Genomic DNA, 17,549 nt, shown 5'->3' on the forward strand with positions numbered 1-17,549 from the left:
GTAAGGCGATAGGTAGATCACATCTGTTGCGAATACTTGGAAAAACGGTATTACAGTGAACGGTGGGTTAGGATCTCAGCAGTAAGCAATGAACAATCATAGAGAATCGCATGACACCACGGGTTCGAGCACCAGAACTCCCCCAAGACGGCATCTGGTTAAATACCAATCACCCGCTTTCCCTGACGAATTTAAAAGGGCGAGTGGTGATTCTCGACTTTTGGACGTACTGCTGTATTAACTGTCTCCATGTTCTGCCAGACTTAAACTATTTAGAACAAAAATATAAAGATAGTCTGATTGTGATTGGTATTCACTCAGCTAAATTTGATAACGAAAAAGACACAGAAAATATTCGTCAGGCAATTCTTCGCTACGATGTCGAGCATCCCGTTGTTGTAGACGTTAATGGTAATCTCTGGCAGCAGTATGCGGTTCGGGCGTGGCCCACATTAGTCGTGATTGACCCAGAAGGTTACGTGATTAGAGATGTGGCGGGCGAAGGGAATCGAGAGGTTCTCGATCAACTCATAGGAGAACTGATTCAGAAACACCAGCAAAAAGACACAATGACAATGGAGCCACTTCATTTCACGTTGGAAAAACAGCAACATCCCCTCACTAATCCCTTGGCATTTCCCGGTAAAGTATTGGCTGATGAATTTAGCGATCGCCTATTTATTGCTGACTCTGGTCATCATCGGATTGTGGTGAGTACGTTGGCGGGTGAGGTGTTACATATTATTGGTACAGGTGAACCAGGATTAACCGATGGCACGTTTGCCGAAGCCCAATTTTTTGCGCCTCAAGGTATCACCCTAGATCCCAACAACCAGCGTCTTTATGTAGCAGATACGGACAACCATTGCTTGCGCTGCATTCATCTAGAAACTGAGCAAGTTGAAACCCTTGCGGGTACGGGTGAGCAAAGTCGCCAGATTGAACCCCATAGTGGTTTAGGGTTACAAACAGCATTGAATTCACCGTGGGATCTTGAAAAAATTGATAATCGCCTGCTAATTGCCATGGCGGGTTCTCATCAAATCTGGGAAATGCAGCTTGAAACGGGTGAGATTGGCACATACACGGGGACAGGTGCAGAAGCCTGCTTAGATGGTTCACTTCAGGAAGCCGCCTTTGCTCAACCCAGTGGGATTACCAGCGATGGTCGAGAACTTTACGTGGCTGATAGTGAAGTGAGTTCGATTCGGGGAGTGGGTCTAATTAATAATTTACCCGTGCGGACAATTTGTGGCAGTGGGGAACTGTTTGAATTTGGCGATCGCGATGGTAAAAAGTCAGAGGTACGACTCCAGCACTGTTTAGGGGTGGAATATACCCAAAATTACCTCTGGGTAGCAGATACTTATAATCACAAAATTAAGCGTGTCGATCCGACAACAGGGAGTTGTCAGACGTTGTTAGGGAACGGACAAGCGGGACACCGCGACGGTCAGAGTCATGAAGCAGAGTTTGCCGAACCTTCTGGAGTCAGTGCGATCGCGGCTCGTCTCTACATCGCTGATACGAATAATCATGCGATCCGTTGTGTTGATTTAGGCACGTTAGAAGTGACCACTTTAAATTTGAGCGGGTATTAGGGCTGTTGCCTTTTCACTTAACTTTTTGTTCACCATTTATCTAAGATTACTGTATAGATAATGACACTCTCTACGGAAAAAACTCCCCAACCATTCCACCAACTGAAGCAGAAGCGAATATTGCTCAAGCGAGTTATCAACTATTAGCATCTTATGTTCAAAACAACGGAAAACCTATCACTATTTAAGTGATACAAGAAGACGCTAAGCTGTTCGGCATTTAAACCTTAATATCAATAATGACAAAAGCCTTGTAGTGCGTTTAGCGAAGCCATGCCGCAGGCTTTGCATCTTGCTCGCTACTAATACCCAATTTAAATGCATGACAGCTTACAAGCGAGACTGTGACGATTCCCGCCGCCACCTTTCATCGGTTAGTTGAGACTTTGACACAGATGAGTCAAGGGCATGAAGTCAAGGTAACATAACACTGCTAAAAGATTGCAATTTACGTCGAGAGGGATTAAATTGCAAACTTAAGATATGACCTTCACAGTTTCTTTACTTGATTATCATCTGTGAATCACACTGAAACTCGACAACTCGGCTTCTTTTCCCTCGCCGCTTTACTGGTATCGGCACATTATGGTTTGGGATTTGTTCTCGGAACCGCCGAAAAAGCCTTGACCTTGGGTTGGGCGGGTAGCCTCTATCCGATTTCTATTGCCCTAGGAACCCTTATTCTCCTGGGATTTGCCCGATTCTATTGGCGGTCAGTTGAACCAATCTGGACGCTACTGGGGAAACGCTACGGACATCCCGTCAAAGTGCTGGTGGGAATCATGTCCTGGTTATCGCTAATTGGGATTTTTGCGGTGCAAATTATTGCGGGCGCATTTATCCTCAAAGTCTTAGATTTACCCGTACAGCCCAGTATGCTAGGCTTAGCTCTAGTCTTTCTGCTCTCTTCTATACTGCCGATTGAGAAAGCCAGTTGGCTATTCCGGGGATTGTTGGGGTTCAATATCCTGGCATTATTGTACGCGATCGCGAAATTGCACGCTGTTCCTCTCTATTTGCACGCCCCAGTGGATTTCATCCCCGCCCTGCACCAGATGAGTCCCCCAGCTTTAATCGGCATCTCTTTATCCACAGTCTTGCTGGTGTTAATTGATATGAAATATCACCAGTTTGTCGTGCAAGCGAGGAATATGCGTAGCCTTTATATTGGCTGTGTCTTGGCGGCTATCTTATTCCTATTTCTGGCATTGTTACCCTCTGCTGTAGTGATTGCTACCAAAACTGCCGGAATTTTACCCACCGATATTGATGGCAAAGCAATCATTCCTTGGCTTTTCTTATGGCTAGGTGGAGGCGCAAACCACTTGGGGGGACAGTTATTGATTTTATCCTTAATTGTACCCGCTTTAGGAGTCGGAAGTAGTATTTTGCGGGTGCAGACGAAGGTGGTTTTGGACTTTGAGTTGATTCCCGATTCTCAACTGAATCGGCTACTCGTTGCTATCACCAATACCGGATTAGGACTAGCTGTCGCGTTGAAGGGGGGTTCAATTATTAGTCTCATTGTCTTATTTTATGCCGTATATGTGGCAACCGTTTGGGTTCCTTTTGCCGCTTACCTCGTCGCTGAAACTGGACGCTATACGTTTACCGCGAGTAGTGTTCGGCTGGCATTAATTATTAGTGGTGTATCATCAGTGGCAATGCTAATCTTGAGCTTGATCAAACCGGAAGCCGCTTTTTTTAACAGTGCCGAGTTAAGTATTATTCTGTTGGGTATTGGCTTTGGGTGCTTGGGATTAGGTTTAGGTGAGATCATTGAGAAGTATTTGCCTATTTCTCCGATCAAAGAAGAATTATAAGTCATTTTTCATTTGTCCTCCGTCCTTTGTCATCCGTTTTGATGTATCACCGCCAGAAAGATGTAAGATTAGCGATCGCCTGCGGTAGGTTACGCGATCGCGCTGTAGAGATAAGGATCGCGCTAAAATAACCCTGATATCCAATGGTTGAAGTCAAAATGGAAGTTTTTCAACTGACAACTACTGTCAATGCCTCCGGTCATTTAGTTCTTGATATTCCCACACAACTCTCTCCAGGCCCCGTGAATATTGTGCTGGTACTCAGTTCATCTGTTGGATCTAAAGTGCCAAACCAGAACTATGATTTTTCTGATTTGGCAGGGCGACTGAATTGGCGAGGAGATGCAGTAGCCATACAAAGGGCTTTACGAGATGAGTGGTAATCGCTATGTACTGGATACGAATGCTATCGTTGCTTTATTACAAGGCAATCTCCAATTGGTTCAATTACTCCAGAATGCTAGTTGGATTGGTATTTCGATTATTAGCCAGATTGAGTTTCTGGTGTTTTCTGGACTAACTGAAGCGGATCGCCAGCTTTTCCAACAATTTGTTCAACGAGTGGAGGTTGTGGGTTTAACAGCAGGTGATGCAACCTTGATTGAGAAGATTATCGAAATTCGTCAGCAATATCGCTTGAAACTACCCGATGCCACAATTGCAGCGATCGCAATCCAAAATAGAGCAAGTTTGGTAACGGCTGATCGGGAGTTCTCAAAAGTCACGCAGTTGACAGTTACCACTTGGTAGTGAGTCATTGTTGGATCTGAAACTTGATCTAGGTTGCTCAATTGCTCGATCAGTTACCAATTAATGGAATGGTGCGTTCTGATCAAGATGTTTGGTTTGAGAGCAGGGGTTGAATTCAGGAACGCACCCTACAAGATTAGCTAGTCAGATTTCTGCTGTTGATCGGGAAACTTACACTTGACTTCAATTTCAAAATGACCCTCGGCTGAACTTTGAGTAATAAAAGGAACCCCAGTCTGACCAGCTAGTTTAATCCCAAATTTTATCGTCACTTCTTCAATTTGAGCATCGGTAAAATTTTTAAATGCTCCCAGCGCAAATTTGGTGTAGCCGCGAATCCTTTGGTGAACTTTTTGAATGTCAACTTTTGGTTTTAGCGCACGGGTTCCTGGTTCCTCTTCGTCTAATTCTGCTGGAAGTTCAGTGTCTATTTTTGATTCAATAAACAATTCGTATTCCTGATCGTCCTCTCTAACAAGCAGGCGTTCTATGTCTGACATGAGTAGCCTCGGTTAGTTTATAATTGCTATCTTAGTAAAGATATTCTACACCTTCTAACTATCAGGTTGGGCAAGATGGCTCGATACGCACTGGTGATTGGTATTGCCAATTACAATAACTTTAACAGTTTAGAGAAAGCAGTTGTTGATGCCGAAGCGATCGCGCAGCGTTTAGAACGCCATGGAAACTTCCAGGAGGTAAAGCGTCTACCTCGTAAGTGGCTGAACGATGAAAATCGCTGGGCGGTAGCTAGTGACAAGAAGCTCAAAGGGAAGGAACTGGGTGATGAACTGAGAACCTTTCTCTTAGAGCAAGCCGTTAAAAATGAAGCCGTAATCTATTTTGCAGGGCATGGCTTCCCGGTGTCAAGTTGTCTGGGAGTAGCGGAGGGATATTTGGCAACCTCCGATTGTACCAACGATGGGCGCAATGCCATTTTATTACGGCATCTAAATGCGTTAATTGCTCAATCTGACCTCAGTAGTCTAGTCATACTCCTAGATTGCTGTTATGCTGGCACGTTACTAGAAAAGCAGCTACTACAGCCCACCTTTACGGCTTTTAATACGAAGCGAGATTATTACCTAATTACAGCCTGTCGAGGGTTTGAAAAAGCCTATGAAGGTGAAGACCACGGTTATTTTACCCGAGCGATTCTCAAAGGACTATCTGTAGAGAACGCGGATGAAAAGGGGCAAGTTAGTGGCGATCGTTTATTTGATTTTATTGCCTCAGAACTTAAGGGTAGTGGGCAAGAACCAATTCGTCTGGGATGGGGACGTTGTATTACTCTAGTCCAGTATCCGCACAAACAGACAACTAGAGTAATTGATGAAACTTGTCCCTATCAGGGTTTAAAAGCTTTTGACAAAGAGCAGGCGCAGTTCTTTTTTGGGCGAGAGAAGGTTGTTCAACAATTGATAGAAAAGCTGCTTAAAGCAAATTTTGTGCCAATTATTGGGGCGTCTGGGAGTGGAAAATCATCAGTAGTTAGGGCAGGATTGATTCCTCAGTTAGAGAAAAACGGTTGGCGAGTCTTAGAACCAATATTACCAGGAATTGAGCCGTTAGCTGAATTGAAACGGGCTTTAATAACGCTATTTGAGCGTTCAAATTTTCGGGAGATTTACTCTTGGATCGAGACAGAGGGTTTACGTCCAGTTATTGAAAAGTTACCGAATGAGGAACCTTTTTTGCTGATCATAGACCAATTTGAGGAAGTATTCACAGTTTGTTTCAAAGAGAAAGAAAGACACCAGTTTATTGAATTACTCACTCAGGTTACGGAAATTCCTGATTCGCCCTTGGCAATTGTAATCACGATGCGAGCAGATTTTCTGGAACCCTGTTTGCATTATGAATCACTGACTCACCTGATTCAACACGAAGCCTTATATATGCCTCCATTGGTGGGTGCAGAATTAGAGGAAGCGATCGCGACACCTGCCAATCTCCAAGGTTATCAGTTGGAAACAGGACTCTTGGGAGCTATTCTACAAGATGTCGGTCAAGAAAAGGGTTGTTTACCTCTATTACAGTTTGCGCTAACAGAACTTTGGCAGCAGCGAGACCGAGAAACTCATCAATTAACATTAACCAATTATAATAAACTGGGTGGAGTAATTGGAGCGCTCAATCGTCATGCCCAAACCTTGTATAAAGACTTTACAGAACAAGAACAAGAATGGGTTAAGCAAATTTTTCTCAAGCTAGTGCGAACGGGGGTACAAGAGAAGGATACACGGCAACGACAGCCAAAAGCCAAACTACTCGCGATCGCCGGAGATAACCAGACTCACCAAAATACTATTAGCAAAGTCCTTGACAAGTTGGTTGATGGACGGTTGTTAGTCACCAATCGAGATGTAGAAGAATGGGTGGATGTAGCTCATGAAGCTTTGATGGATGGATGGGAAACTTTTGCTCAATGGCGTCAAGAAAATCGGGAACTACGGCGATTGATTGACAGAATGGAAGATGCTTATCAAGAATGGAAAAAGCATCCAATCGATCAAAATTTAATTATGGGTGGCTTGCTCGTGCAAGCGCGGAAAAAATGGCAAGAACTGAAATTAAATTTAGATGATGAACTGGTGTTATTTTACAAAATTAGCATTTTTTATGAACAAGATATAATTAGTACTGTAGAAGGATTGAGAACTGAATCAAAGTTGCGAGAACAAGCAATTAAGGTTTCTAACTTACTGCCGCTAAAACCTCTAGAGGGTTTGTTACTGGCAATTGGATCAATGGGTTTTAATTTGAACAAATTGCCACAACAGATTCTCACTCCAGTTCTGTCTAACCTCAGTCAAGCAATGGAACTAAGCCGAGTCCCAATTCTTTGCCACGGGCATGAAAATTTCATTTTGTCAGTTGCTTTTAGTCCAAATGGTCAGATGATTGCCACTAGCGGCGTAGACAAGACCGTGCGCCTGTGGAATTTACAGGGTCAACCTATTGGTCAACCCTTTCAAGGACACGAGGCTGCCATCCATTCAGTCGCTTTTAGTCCAGATGGGCAAACAATTGTTAGTGGAGGTGAGGACAAAACCATCCGCTTGTGGAATCTACAGGGTCAACCTATTGGTCAACCCTTCCAAGGACACGAGGATTCCATCCATTCAGTCGCTTTTAGTCCAGATGGGCAAATAATCGTTAGTGGAGGTGAAGACAAAACCATCCGCTTGTGGAATTTACAGGGTCAACCTATTGGTCAACCCTTTCAAGGACATGATAGTTCCGTCTATTCAGTCGCGTTCAGCCCAGATGGGAACATGATTGCGAGTGGCAGTTGGGATAAGACAGTGCGCTTGTGGAATTTACAGGGGCAACCTATTGGTCAACCCTTTCAAGGACATAAGACTTCTGTTAGATCAGTAACCTTTAGTCCAGATGGGAACATAATTGCGAGTGGCAGTGGGGATAAGACAGTGCGTTTGTGGAATTTACAGGGGCAACCTATTGGTCAACCTTTCCAAGGACATGAGAATAACGTTATGTCTGTAGCCTTTAGTCCAGATGGGCAAATCATTGCCAGTGGCAGTTGGGATAAGACAGTGCGCTTGTGGAATTTACAAGGGCAACCTATTGGTCAACCTTTCCAAGGACATAACGATTCCGTTAGTTCAGTTGCCTTTAGTCCAGATGGACAGATGATGGCTAGTACCAGTGGCAGTTGGGACAAGATAGTATACCTGTGGGACTTACGGAGTCACCTCATCGGTCAATCGTTCCGGGGACATGAGGGTGCTGTTAATTCAGTAGCTTTTAGCCCTAATGGGCAAATAATTGTTAGTGGCGGTGAGGATAAAACCTTACGTCTATGGGATTTACAGGGCAATCTAATTAGCACACCCTTTCAGGGACATGAGAATAATGTTACGTCTGTAGCCGTTAGCCCAGACGGTCAAATGATAATTAGTGGTAGTTGGGATGGGACAATACGTTTGTGGGACTTACAAGGTAACCTGATTAATCCACCATTTCGGGGACATACAGATTCTGTTTGGTCTGTAGCCTTTAGCCCCAATGGTCAAATGATTGTTAGTGGCAGTAGAGATTGGACAGTGCGCTTATGGGATTTGCAGGGTAACCCAATTAGCCAATCCTTAAAAGGACATCCACATTCTGTGAGATCTGTAGCCGTTAGCCCAGATGGTCAGATCATTGCTAGTGGTAGTTGGGATAAAACAATTCAGTTATGGAATTTACAATGTGAGCCAATTAATAAAGGATTTAAATTTAGAGGACATCAGTCTTCTGTATTCTGTGTTGCTTTTAGCCCAAATGGTCAAACCATTGTTAGTGGTAGTCGGGATAGGACAGTACGCTTGTGGGACGTACAGGGCAATCCCATTGGTCAACCTTTCCAAGGACATGAGTTTCCTGTGACTTCCGTTGCTTTTAATCCAGATGGTCAATCGATCGTTAGTGGTAGTGAGGATGGAACAGTACGTTTGTGGGACTTGCAAGGCAACCCCATTGGTAAACCATTCCAAAAGCATGAGGGAGCGGTGAGGTCAGTTGCTTTTAGTCCAGATGGTCAAATGGTGGTTAGTGGTAGTAGCGATGGGACGATATGTTTATGGCGTGGTCATTGGCGGGCATGGTTAAACGTTTGCTGCGATCGCCTCCGCTATCATCCTGTCTTCCAAAACCCTCAAACTGAAGTAGACAATCAAGCCTACGAAACCTGTCGTCAGTATGTTTGGGATACCTATAATTTGATTGATTAGGCTTGCGTGCAGAAATTGTAGGGGCGCAAGGCTTGCGCCCGATTTAATCAATGCTGCAATAGATTTTTATAGCACTACGCACACAGGTTAGGACGTCACTGAATCCCAGTCATGAACTGATAATAGGCAATAAGGAACTGTAAAATCTCCTAACCTGCCTTGGTAAGGCTATACAGTTAAATCGGGCGCACGTCTGTGCAATAAAAGGGCGCACGTCTGTGCAATAAAAGGGCGCACGTCTGTGCGCCCCTACTGTTTGTGGACATCATTCTAATCACTAAAATTAGGCGTGCTACGCCAGTAGAGACGTTGCAGGCAACGTCTCTACAATATTGCCAACACGAACGATCTACTTGACCCCAGACGCTTTCTTCGGCTTATAGGTAGAAACAACGTGCAATTCTTTCAACTGCTTTTCTCCCACCTGGGCGGGTGCTTCCGTTAACAAACAACTGGCTTGCTGCGTCTTGGGAAAGGCAATCACATCCCGAATTGATTCTTCCCCAGCTAACAACATAACCAACCGATCTAAGCCATAGGCAATTCCACCATGAGGGGGTGCGCCATAATCAAAGGCTTCCAGTAAGAAACCAAACTTATTTTGAGCCTCTTCTGGCGATAATCCAATTGCCTCAAATACCCGTTTCTGAATATCCGGCTGGTAAATCCGCAAACTGCCACCGCCGACTTCATAGCCGTTATACACTAAATCATACGCTTGCGCCCTTGCTGTTTTCAGATCATCGATATCATCGGGGTGCGGCGCGGTAAAGGGGTGATGAATTGCCTCTAAGCGCTTCTCATCCGCATTCCATTCAAACATGGGATAGTCTGTCACCCAGAGTAAATTAATTTTCGTTGGGTTAATCAGTCCCAACTCCTGACCCAATACCTGGCGCAGGCGATCTAAGGTTTTATTCACTACATCCGTATCCCCGGCACCAAACAGGAGTAAATAACCGGGTTTAGCCCCTGTCATTTCCAGCAGTTTCTGTTTCTGTTCCTCAGTGAGATTATCTTTAATCGCCCCAATCGTATCAATTTCCCAGTTATCTCGCACCCGAATATAAGCTAAACCTTTAGCACCTGCGGCGGCGGCTTCGTTAAATAAGTCTCCACTCTTACCCGGTTTAATTCGCACGTTGGAAATTTTGTCGTTACCGCCAGGAATGGGCAAAACTTTTACCTTACCCCCAGCCGCCACTGCACCGGAAAAGACTTTAAATCCTGAATCTTTCAGCAATTCCGAAACATCCACCAATTCCAAGCCAAAGCGGGTATCCGGTTTATCCGTACCGTAGCGTTCCATGACTTCGGCGTAGGTAAAACGGGGAAAAGGGCGGGGAATGTCTATCCCTTTTACGGTTTTAAAGATATGACAGACCAAGCCTTCATTAAGCTGAAGAATCTCATCCTGGGACATGAAACTCATTTCCATGTCCAACTGGGTAAACTCCGGCTGACGATCTGCCCGATTATCTTCATCCCGGAAGCAACGGGCAATCTGATAGTAACGGTCTAATCCAGCAACCATCAATAATTGCTTGAATAATTGCGGGGATTGTGGTAAAGCATACCATTGTCCGGGATTCACGCGAGACGGCACCAAATAATCTCTCGCCCCTTCCGGTGTGGAACGGGTTAACATTGGGGTTTCCACCTCAATGAAATGTTGCTCATCTTCTAAATACCGACGAATCGCCTTAATCACCTGATGGCGCAATTCTATATTTTGGCGCATGCGATCGCGGCGAATATCCAGATACCGATATTTGAGCCGTAAGTCTTCCCGCACGGCTTCGGCGTCAGCAGTAGACACCTGAAACGGTAACTGCTTCCGCACCGTATTTAACGGGTTAATCTGATCTGCATACACTTCCACTTCACCCGTGGATAAGTTCGGGTTGAGCGACTCATCGGGACGCCGACTCACACGCCCGGTAATTTGTACCACATATTCATTCCGCACGGCTTCTGCATTCTGATAAGAATCCGGCGTGCGCTGAGGATCACTAACAATCTGCACAATACCCGTGCGATCGCGCAAATCTAAAAATATCACCCCCCCGTGGTCACGTCGCCGATCTACCCAACCACAGAGGGTAACGGTTTCACCAACATGGTTACTTCGCAATTCGCCGCAATAATGAGTCCGCATAACCGATGAAAAAATAAGTGATTTGACAGGGAGGAACGTCTAAGGTAACAGAATGTGAACGCTTTGCCCATTATCCTGCATTCGGTGGTCATTGTCTTTGTCTTCCCACCAACTTCATCGTCTCTGGCTAGAGGAAGATGTTGATCTAACCACAGATTCTAAGCAAACTCTACCGATCGGAGGGCGATCCCTGTTTGTAAAGTTTGGTAAACATAAGAGTAGAGATATTTTGTTGTATTAGAGGAAAGAAACTATATGGCTTCTACTCAACCAACTGGTGTAAACCCAGCCCGCTCTGAGGAGACGAAAAACATAACCCAATCATTTGAGGGATTGGGTACAGATGACAAACTAGCGTTACTTTACTACATCTACAAAAAAATGGGTGATTCGATCACACCAGCAGCACCCACAGCGGCTGATGCGGAAATCTCCCCCCAACTACTGCGAGACTTCTACAACCTTTCAGATGATCAGCAGCTAGCCGCAATGCGAGACATCGTAAATTGTGAGGATACACAAGTATCACGGGCGTATGGGGCATTGAGTGAAAATAACCAATTGTTAGTCTGGTATGCTTGGGCGCAAGGAATGGGTGATACGGTTGTCGATATGCCCTTAAACTACAAAGCCCAGTCAGAGGTGAATTCGATTCTATCCCAAATCGAAACGCTAGATTTCGAGGGGCAAATCTCCCTACTCCGCCAAGTTGCTGGTGATATGGGTTACAGTCCCGTTGACCCCGTTCCCAGCCAGGAAGAAACCGGAAAAACCCCCAGTTTATAGGTTTTCCAGGGAGCGGGGAAATTTTGAGTTTTGAGGGAAGTAGGGGCGGGTTTAGGGACTTTATGCGTGGCGATTGATGGTAACGTTTCTACAAAACCCGCCCTGACTCAGTGTTGACTTTTAAGTTATAGCTGTCGCTCTAAAGGTGAGGATGAATGGTACTGATTTAAGGCTGGTGAGCAGTACCCACCCTACGGTATATCAAGGGTTTCGGCGAGTCAAAACTGCCAATTTTCAGTACCATTCAGATTAGGATAGTTTTTCTTCCCCAGCCTCCTCATCTCCCCCAGCTTCCCCAACTCCCTCAGCTCCCCCACTTCCCCTAATCTGAAAACGTCCGTGATAAGTTCGATGGTGAGATAGAGTTGGATACTTGGATAATGGATGGATTTAGTGGTATTCATACCCTTTAACCGTCTCACCAAATCCAACCCGGACTTATCGAGGATGATGACAATGACCATTAACACGGCGAAGATTGAGAACATTTTGCAGAATTTTGTGACGGGCACCAGTGAGGTTCAGGGAGCAGCTTTGGTGTCTCCAGACGGGCTACCCTTAGCTTCAAGCTTGCCTAATGAGATGGATGAAGAACGAGTTTCCGCCATGTCAGCGGCGATGCTATCGTTGGGAGAGCGGATTGGCTCAGAGTTGTCCCGAGGCTTTCTTGATCGCATCTACGTAGAAGGCGATCGCGGCTACGGCATTTTGACCAACTGCGGCGAATATGCGGTGTTACTGGTTTTAGCCAGCAAAGCGGCGAAACAAGGTGTACTGTTGCTGGAAATTAAGCGTGTGATTCCAGAGTTGAAGGCGGCGCTTGATCCAATCCGGAAAATATCAGGAGCGTATGACACTCAATCACAGGTCGCTGAATAATTCATGACCACGACAAGAACCACAATTGCTCTCCTACCTCTATCATGGCTGTGACGAGGTGGGATACTCTCTTACACTGCCGAAGCGTGAGAAGCGTGAGTTTGCCCAGAATGTAGTGTGGGCTTGAGTTTCAGCTCAAATACAGGATAGAGATTTAATCCCCATAGCTCTATCACGTCGGTAAGGTACGCTAAAGCGCTGCTCACAGATAAGTCTTGAACTTGGAAGAATCCTGAAAACCGACACCCAATCTTGAATCAGGCAGTGTAAACTTGTCCTGACTGTTGCTTTGGCGCTCTGACTGATGTTGCCAAGGTTAGGATAACACGATTACTATAGATCATAAAGATATTTATGATTTATCTAAGATAAGTAACAAAAAATTGATTATTCTTCAATTGGAATTGTAAACCTAAGACAATAAGTCTAGAGTTTGCCTATTTTTTGACAAGTTTTTAGCAAGTAGTGAACAAGTAATGGCAATTACAAGCTGTTTGTCGGAGTTTTCTCTCCCTGAACTATTTCAATTTCTGGATCAAGGCAGCAAAACCGGATTGCTGACCTTGCGGTTTCTGACGGAGAATCATGAGAAACGAGTACGCCATGTACTCTTACATCAAGGTCGCATTGTCGCTGTGACCAATCGCTTGGATCACCAGTGCTTACTCGCCATGATTGTACAACGCGGCTGGATTAGCCCGGAAGTGTTGCGAGAGCAGGTGAACCGTTGCCCAGCCAATATTCCGATTGGCTTATATTTAAAGACTCAATCGTTTCTCCAGCCGGAACAACTCAGACTGTTGTTCCACGCTCAAGTTCTACGGCAAGTCTGTGGTTTGTTTCGGCTGAGAGAGGCTCGATTTAAATTTGATACTAAAGCCACTTTGCCCACGACGGAAATGACTGGCTTAAGCCTCAGCGCCACCGAAGCCACGTTAATGGGTTTACGAGTGTTAAGAGACTGGGTATTATTAGCAAACAAACTGCCAGAACCAACCTCCGCCCTGTCGAGAGTAGTGATTGGCAAGCGTCATCTACGCTTGGATTCGGTGGAAGGGCAAGTTTGGCAGCGATCAAATGGCTCGATTTCTCTGAATACAATGGCAACTCAGCTCAAACAACCCATAGAAATAATTCAACAAACGGCATTCCGACTGATTAGCGTGGGTTTAGTCCAAGAAGTCCCAATGATGACGGCGACGTCTCGTTCTAAAGCAATGGCAGAAGATGTGTTAGAGCCTGTAGCTGCTGGAACCAATCACGGCAGTAAAGAGGATAATGGCTCTGAGGTTAGTCCTTCGTTTATGCAAAACTTGCTGGGTTTCTTGAGGAGCAGCAAGTAACGGTGGAAATTATGCGTCTAGTTGTTACGGGTACAGTGGGTGCTGGTAAGTCCACCTTCATTCGCTCAGTTAGCGAGATTGCTGTAGTTGATACAGATCGACTCTCAACCGATCAAACTACTGACATTAAGAAAAAAACAACCGTAGCGATGGACTTTGGACGCTTACAATTTGCCCCAGAAATGGCATTGCATCTCTATGGTACACCCGGACAAGCTCGCTTCGATTTTATGTGGGATATCTTGATTCGCAAAGCCCATGCTTATATCCTTTTGGTAGATGCTCACCGTCCTAGCGATTTTCGCTCAGCCCGCAAGCTGCTCGCGTTTATGAAACAGAGAGTAGACATTCCCATGCTAATTGGCTTGACCCACAGAGATTGTGAAGGCGCTTGGTCTGAAGAAAATGTCGCGATCGCTCTAGGGTTTGTCGATGAAAAAACTCGTCCACCTTTCGTTACCTTAAATGCGAATGAAAAAGATTCAGTTATTGATACTCTAATTGTCTTAATTGAACATTATTTAAATTGTGTTGTTAAAACATAAAAGTTTGGGCATTTTTATTTTTTATAAATAAAATCTATATAAAATTAATTTTACATCACTATACTATATTTAATTACAGCAGTTTGCTCTGCTATGCGGTACATTGTCGATCCCCCTAAATCCCATTTTTGTAAATCATTATGGATCGTGTGAGCATTTTGTTCATATCTAGAAGTAAGCTAGTCAGATGCTTGTGCTTCATGCAGGCTTCGGCGTCCTCGCTACTTGGGCTGAAGTGACAGGACCATGCTGAAAAAATTAAGACTATCGGCTAATATGAATAATTGTTAAGCTATAATATTATTAAGAAAATATAAAATTAAGCTAACTTCCTTTAAAGCTTCAACACGTCCTGCCTGATTGAAGTCTGCGCTGATGCTCTTAAAACTGTCCTTTTAAAACTATGGCTATTACAGGATACTTATCTGACTTGTCTCTTCCCGAACTGTTTCATTTGATTGAACAAGGGAAAAAAACCGGGTTACTCACATTACGCACCGCATTAACCATACCATCAATTCCCTATTATGTATGGGTTCACCAAGGTCGTATTGTCGCGACAGCTAATCGCTTGAATGGTCAAGGTTTAATCGCCCTGATTGAGCAATACCAGTGGGTGAGCGATCGCGTGGTCGCCAAATTAGTCCAATGGTGCTGTCCGACGGGAAAACCTCTGGGGTTGTGTCTCAAAAATCACGGTGTTTTACAAACCGAACATCTTAAGCAGTTATTCCAAGTTCAGGTTTTACAGCAAATCGGTACTCTGTTTCAACTCAAAGATGCTCAATTTAAATTCGAGCAGAATGTACCCCTACCTGGGCGAGAAATGACGGGGTTGAGCATACCCGCCACTGAAGCCACGTTAATGGGATTGAGGGTGCTGCCAAACTGGGATACCTTAGCTGATAAATTACCTGATCCTAATAGCGGTTTAATCAGTACAAAGACAGGTCAACTTCGTTACCGATTAGATCCGGTCGAATGGCAGATTTGGGAGTACACAAAAGGGACAGTTTCGCTGAAAATGATTGCCAGGGAACTACGACTCCCAATAGAAAAAGTTCAGCAAATTGCTTTTGCCCTGATTACAGTCGGTTTAGCCGAAGAAGTGCCGTTATTCGTGGGAAATCTACCCACTCAATCCGTTGAACCCTTACCCGCGCAATTGACGGAAGAATCGGAAAGTAAAACGCTCAGTCAATCTTTCGTACAAAACTTTATGAGTTTTTTGCGGAACAGTAAAACAAAACCGATATCAGTTGGAACTTAAGTTCTGAGATTTGAGGAAAGTAGGGGCGGGTTTCACTACTATCATTTTGGTTTCACCTAGATGCGACTAAACCCGCCCTGACCGAGTTTTGAGTGGCGCTGGCTTTTTGGTTCCAAATCTTGTCGGGTATTACAATTAGCAAGGAACCATGAACCACTACCCTGTTGCCACTTGTACCATTTCCTCTGGCGTCAAATAAGAATAAATCACCTCTCCATCCCGAAACCAAACAATACGCTTCGTCAAACGAGCGACATCCGGTTCGTGAGTCACCATCACCACCGTAATTCCCTCCTCATTGAGTTGACTGAATAACCCAATCACTTCAGCCGTCGTATGAGAATCCAGCGCCCCGGTTGGTTCATCTGCCAAAAGTAATACGGGTTGATTGACGATCGCCCGGGCAATGGCTACCCGTTGCTGTTGTCCACCAGACAGTTGATTGGGCTTATTTAACTGGCGATTTTCCAAGCCAACCCGTTTTAAAGCACTCATGGCGCGATCGCGGCGTTCTTGGGGAGAAATTCCAGCATACACCATAGGCAACATCACATTTTCCAAAGCAGTGAGTTGCGGCAGAAGATGAAATTGCTGAAACACAAAACCAATCTTGACATTGCGAATCCCAGCTAATTGAGTATCATCCAGATGAGAAACATCCACACCATCTAGGTAATAGCGTCCAGACGTGGGTTGGTCAAGACAGCCGATAACATTCATGACCGTTGATTTTCCTGACCCCGACGCCCCCATAATTGAGCAGTATTCACCTTTCTCTATAGTTAGATTTACTTGGCTTAGGGCTTTGACTTCTGTGTTACCTGTACCATAAACCTTAGAAATATTTTCTAGACGAATAATAATGGGTGGTTCCACTGCTGTTGAATGAAGGGACGATGGAAAATTGATAGAGTCGTGCATATAGTCCTACGGTTAAACAAGAAGACAATTGTAGGGGCGGGTTTAGGAACTCAATTATGTATTCACCGATAACTAAACAACAAAACCCGCCCTACCCACTGATAACGAACAAAAGCCTAAATAGTATTTTTGGTTTATAATCATGATATTTCATCTGTAGGGGCGGGTTTAGGGACTCAATTATGTCTTCACCGATAACCAAACAACAAAACCCGCCCTACCCAATGATAACGGAATAACTATAGATAGACTGGGTAAATTCAATGCTGAAAAAACTGAGAGGTGGATTTTTAATGGGAATTGGCTATATGCTCTCCCCGTTGTCTTGGTGGAATGACTTATTTTTTAATATGCCCATTGCCTACCTTTTTGCCTATCTGTTCAGTTGGATTTTTCCTGACCTGTTTTTACCGCTCACCGCTGTTGGTTACTGGCTCTCCAATATTATAGGAATTTTAATGATGCAAATGGGGGCTACAGATATGTTTTTTGAGCAAAAGCAACGGAATCCTAAAAAAGATTTACTCATTGGTTTTGGGGCATCAACGGTTTATACATTAGTTGTTGTAGCACTGATGTATTTTCATGTTCTCGAATCTCCTGTATTTTTAGTTGATCAGTAGAACTCAATTTCATTTAAGTCAAGTTTTTTTATGGACATAATATAAAAGCATATTTTGTTGTTTATTTCTTGGTAAGGCAAGGCAGGTTTTTTTCATTTATCGGTGGGGTAA

15 protein-coding genes are annotated in these 17,549 nt (G+C 44.4%); 11 read left to right on the plus strand and 4 right to left on the minus strand.

Going from position 1 to position 17,549, the window contains the following annotated elements:
- Positions 1-110 precede the first annotated feature (110 nt).
- On the plus strand, positions 111-1,601 hold the full coding sequence (locus RID53_RS25215) for a thioredoxin-like domain-containing protein (protein WP_446390705.1): 1,491 nt from the start codon (positions 111-113) through the stop codon (positions 1,599-1,601).
- 518 nt (positions 1,602-2,119) lie between these two features.
- On the plus strand, positions 2,120-3,424 hold the full coding sequence (locus RID53_RS25220; RefSeq protein WP_446390706.1) for a hypothetical protein: 1,305 nt from the start codon (positions 2,120-2,122) through the stop codon (positions 3,422-3,424).
- Here RID53_RS25220 and RID53_RS25225 read toward each other — a convergent pair.
- The gene (locus RID53_RS25225; RefSeq protein ID WP_446390707.1) at positions 3,419-3,568 is read right to left on the minus strand and encodes a hypothetical protein; all 150 of its coding nucleotides are present in this window, start codon (positions 3,566-3,568) and stop codon (positions 3,419-3,421) included. The two genes, RID53_RS25220 and RID53_RS25225, sit on opposite strands and share 6 nt — an antisense overlap.
- Here RID53_RS25225 and RID53_RS25230 point away from each other — a divergent pair.
- Both RID53_RS25230 and RID53_RS25235 read left to right on the plus strand, forming a co-directional pair.
- Entirely contained in the window at positions 3,568-3,807 is a 240-nt protein-coding gene (locus tag RID53_RS25230) for a hypothetical protein (protein ID WP_446390708.1), read from the plus strand. The genes RID53_RS25225 and RID53_RS25230 overlap by 1 nt on opposite strands.
- Positions 3,797-4,174, plus strand: coding sequence for a type II toxin-antitoxin system VapC family toxin (locus tag RID53_RS25235; RefSeq protein WP_446390709.1), 378 nt, complete (start codon positions 3,797-3,799; stop codon positions 4,172-4,174). Before RID53_RS25230 ends, RID53_RS25235 begins: the two co-directional genes overlap by 11 nt.
- Positions 4,175-4,314: 140 nt before the next feature.
- Here the strand turns inward: RID53_RS25235 and RID53_RS25240 are convergent, their stop codons facing one another.
- Positions 4,315-4,674, minus strand: coding sequence for a CU044_2847 family protein (locus tag RID53_RS25240; RefSeq protein ID WP_446390710.1), 360 nt, complete (start codon positions 4,672-4,674; stop codon positions 4,315-4,317).
- Positions 4,675-4,749: 75 nt separating this feature from the next.
- Between RID53_RS25240 and RID53_RS25245 the strand changes: the two genes are divergently transcribed.
- Positions 4,750-8,913 (plus strand): nSTAND1 domain-containing NTPase, encoded by a 4,164-nt coding sequence (locus RID53_RS25245; RefSeq protein ID WP_446390711.1) that lies wholly within the window; start codon positions 4,750-4,752, stop codon positions 8,911-8,913.
- A gap of 349 nt (positions 8,914-9,262) precedes the next feature.
- On the opposite strand, the gene aspS is transcribed toward RID53_RS25245, so the two are convergent.
- On the minus strand, positions 9,263-11,071 hold the full coding sequence (gene aspS / locus RID53_RS25250) for an aspartate--tRNA ligase (protein ID WP_446390712.1): 1,809 nt from the start codon (positions 11,069-11,071) through the stop codon (positions 9,263-9,265).
- Between the two features lie 255 nt (positions 11,072-11,326).
- Between aspS and RID53_RS25255 the strand changes: the two genes are divergently transcribed.
- The 5 genes from RID53_RS25255 (at position 11,327) to RID53_RS25275 (ending at position 15,894) form a co-directional block, all read left to right on the plus strand.
- Positions 11,327-11,857, plus strand: a complete 531-nt coding sequence (locus RID53_RS25255) for an orange carotenoid protein N-terminal domain-containing protein (protein ID WP_446390713.1) — start codon at positions 11,327-11,329, stop codon at positions 11,855-11,857.
- A 456-nt stretch (positions 11,858-12,313) separates the two neighbouring features.
- Complete coding sequence (locus RID53_RS25260) at positions 12,314-12,736, plus strand: roadblock/LC7 domain-containing protein (protein WP_446341190.1); 423 nt, start codon at positions 12,314-12,316, stop codon at positions 12,734-12,736.
- A 476-nt stretch (positions 12,737-13,212) separates the two neighbouring features.
- On the plus strand, positions 13,213-14,079 hold the full coding sequence (locus tag RID53_RS25265) for a DUF4388 domain-containing protein (protein ID WP_446390714.1): 867 nt from the start codon (positions 13,213-13,215) through the stop codon (positions 14,077-14,079).
- Positions 14,080-14,090: 11 nt separating this feature from the next.
- The gene (locus tag RID53_RS25270) at positions 14,091-14,624 is read left to right on the plus strand and encodes a GTP-binding protein (RefSeq protein WP_446390715.1); all 534 of its coding nucleotides are present in this window, start codon (positions 14,091-14,093) and stop codon (positions 14,622-14,624) included.
- Positions 14,625-15,027: 403 nt separating this feature from the next.
- The gene (locus RID53_RS25275; protein ID WP_446390716.1) at positions 15,028-15,894 is read left to right on the plus strand and encodes a DUF4388 domain-containing protein; all 867 of its coding nucleotides are present in this window, start codon (positions 15,028-15,030) and stop codon (positions 15,892-15,894) included.
- Positions 15,895-16,050: 156 nt separating this feature from the next.
- On the opposite strand, the gene RID53_RS25280 is transcribed toward RID53_RS25275, so the two are convergent.
- A complete protein-coding gene (locus RID53_RS25280; RefSeq protein ID WP_446390717.1) occupies positions 16,051-16,815 on the minus strand; it encodes an ABC transporter ATP-binding protein in 765 nt (254 codons plus the stop codon).
- A gap of 263 nt (positions 16,816-17,078) precedes the next feature.
- Here RID53_RS25280 and RID53_RS25285 point away from each other — a divergent pair, with 263 nt between their 5' ends.
- Positions 17,079-17,438, plus strand: a complete 360-nt coding sequence (locus RID53_RS25285; RefSeq protein ID WP_446390718.1) for a hypothetical protein — start codon at positions 17,079-17,081, stop codon at positions 17,436-17,438.
- Positions 17,439-17,549: the final 111 nt, after the last annotated feature.

This window comes from Coleofasciculus sp. B1-GNL1-01 (genome assembly GCF_040220235.1).
GTDB lineage: Bacteria > Cyanobacteriota > Cyanobacteriia > Cyanobacteriales > Coleofasciculaceae > Coleofasciculus.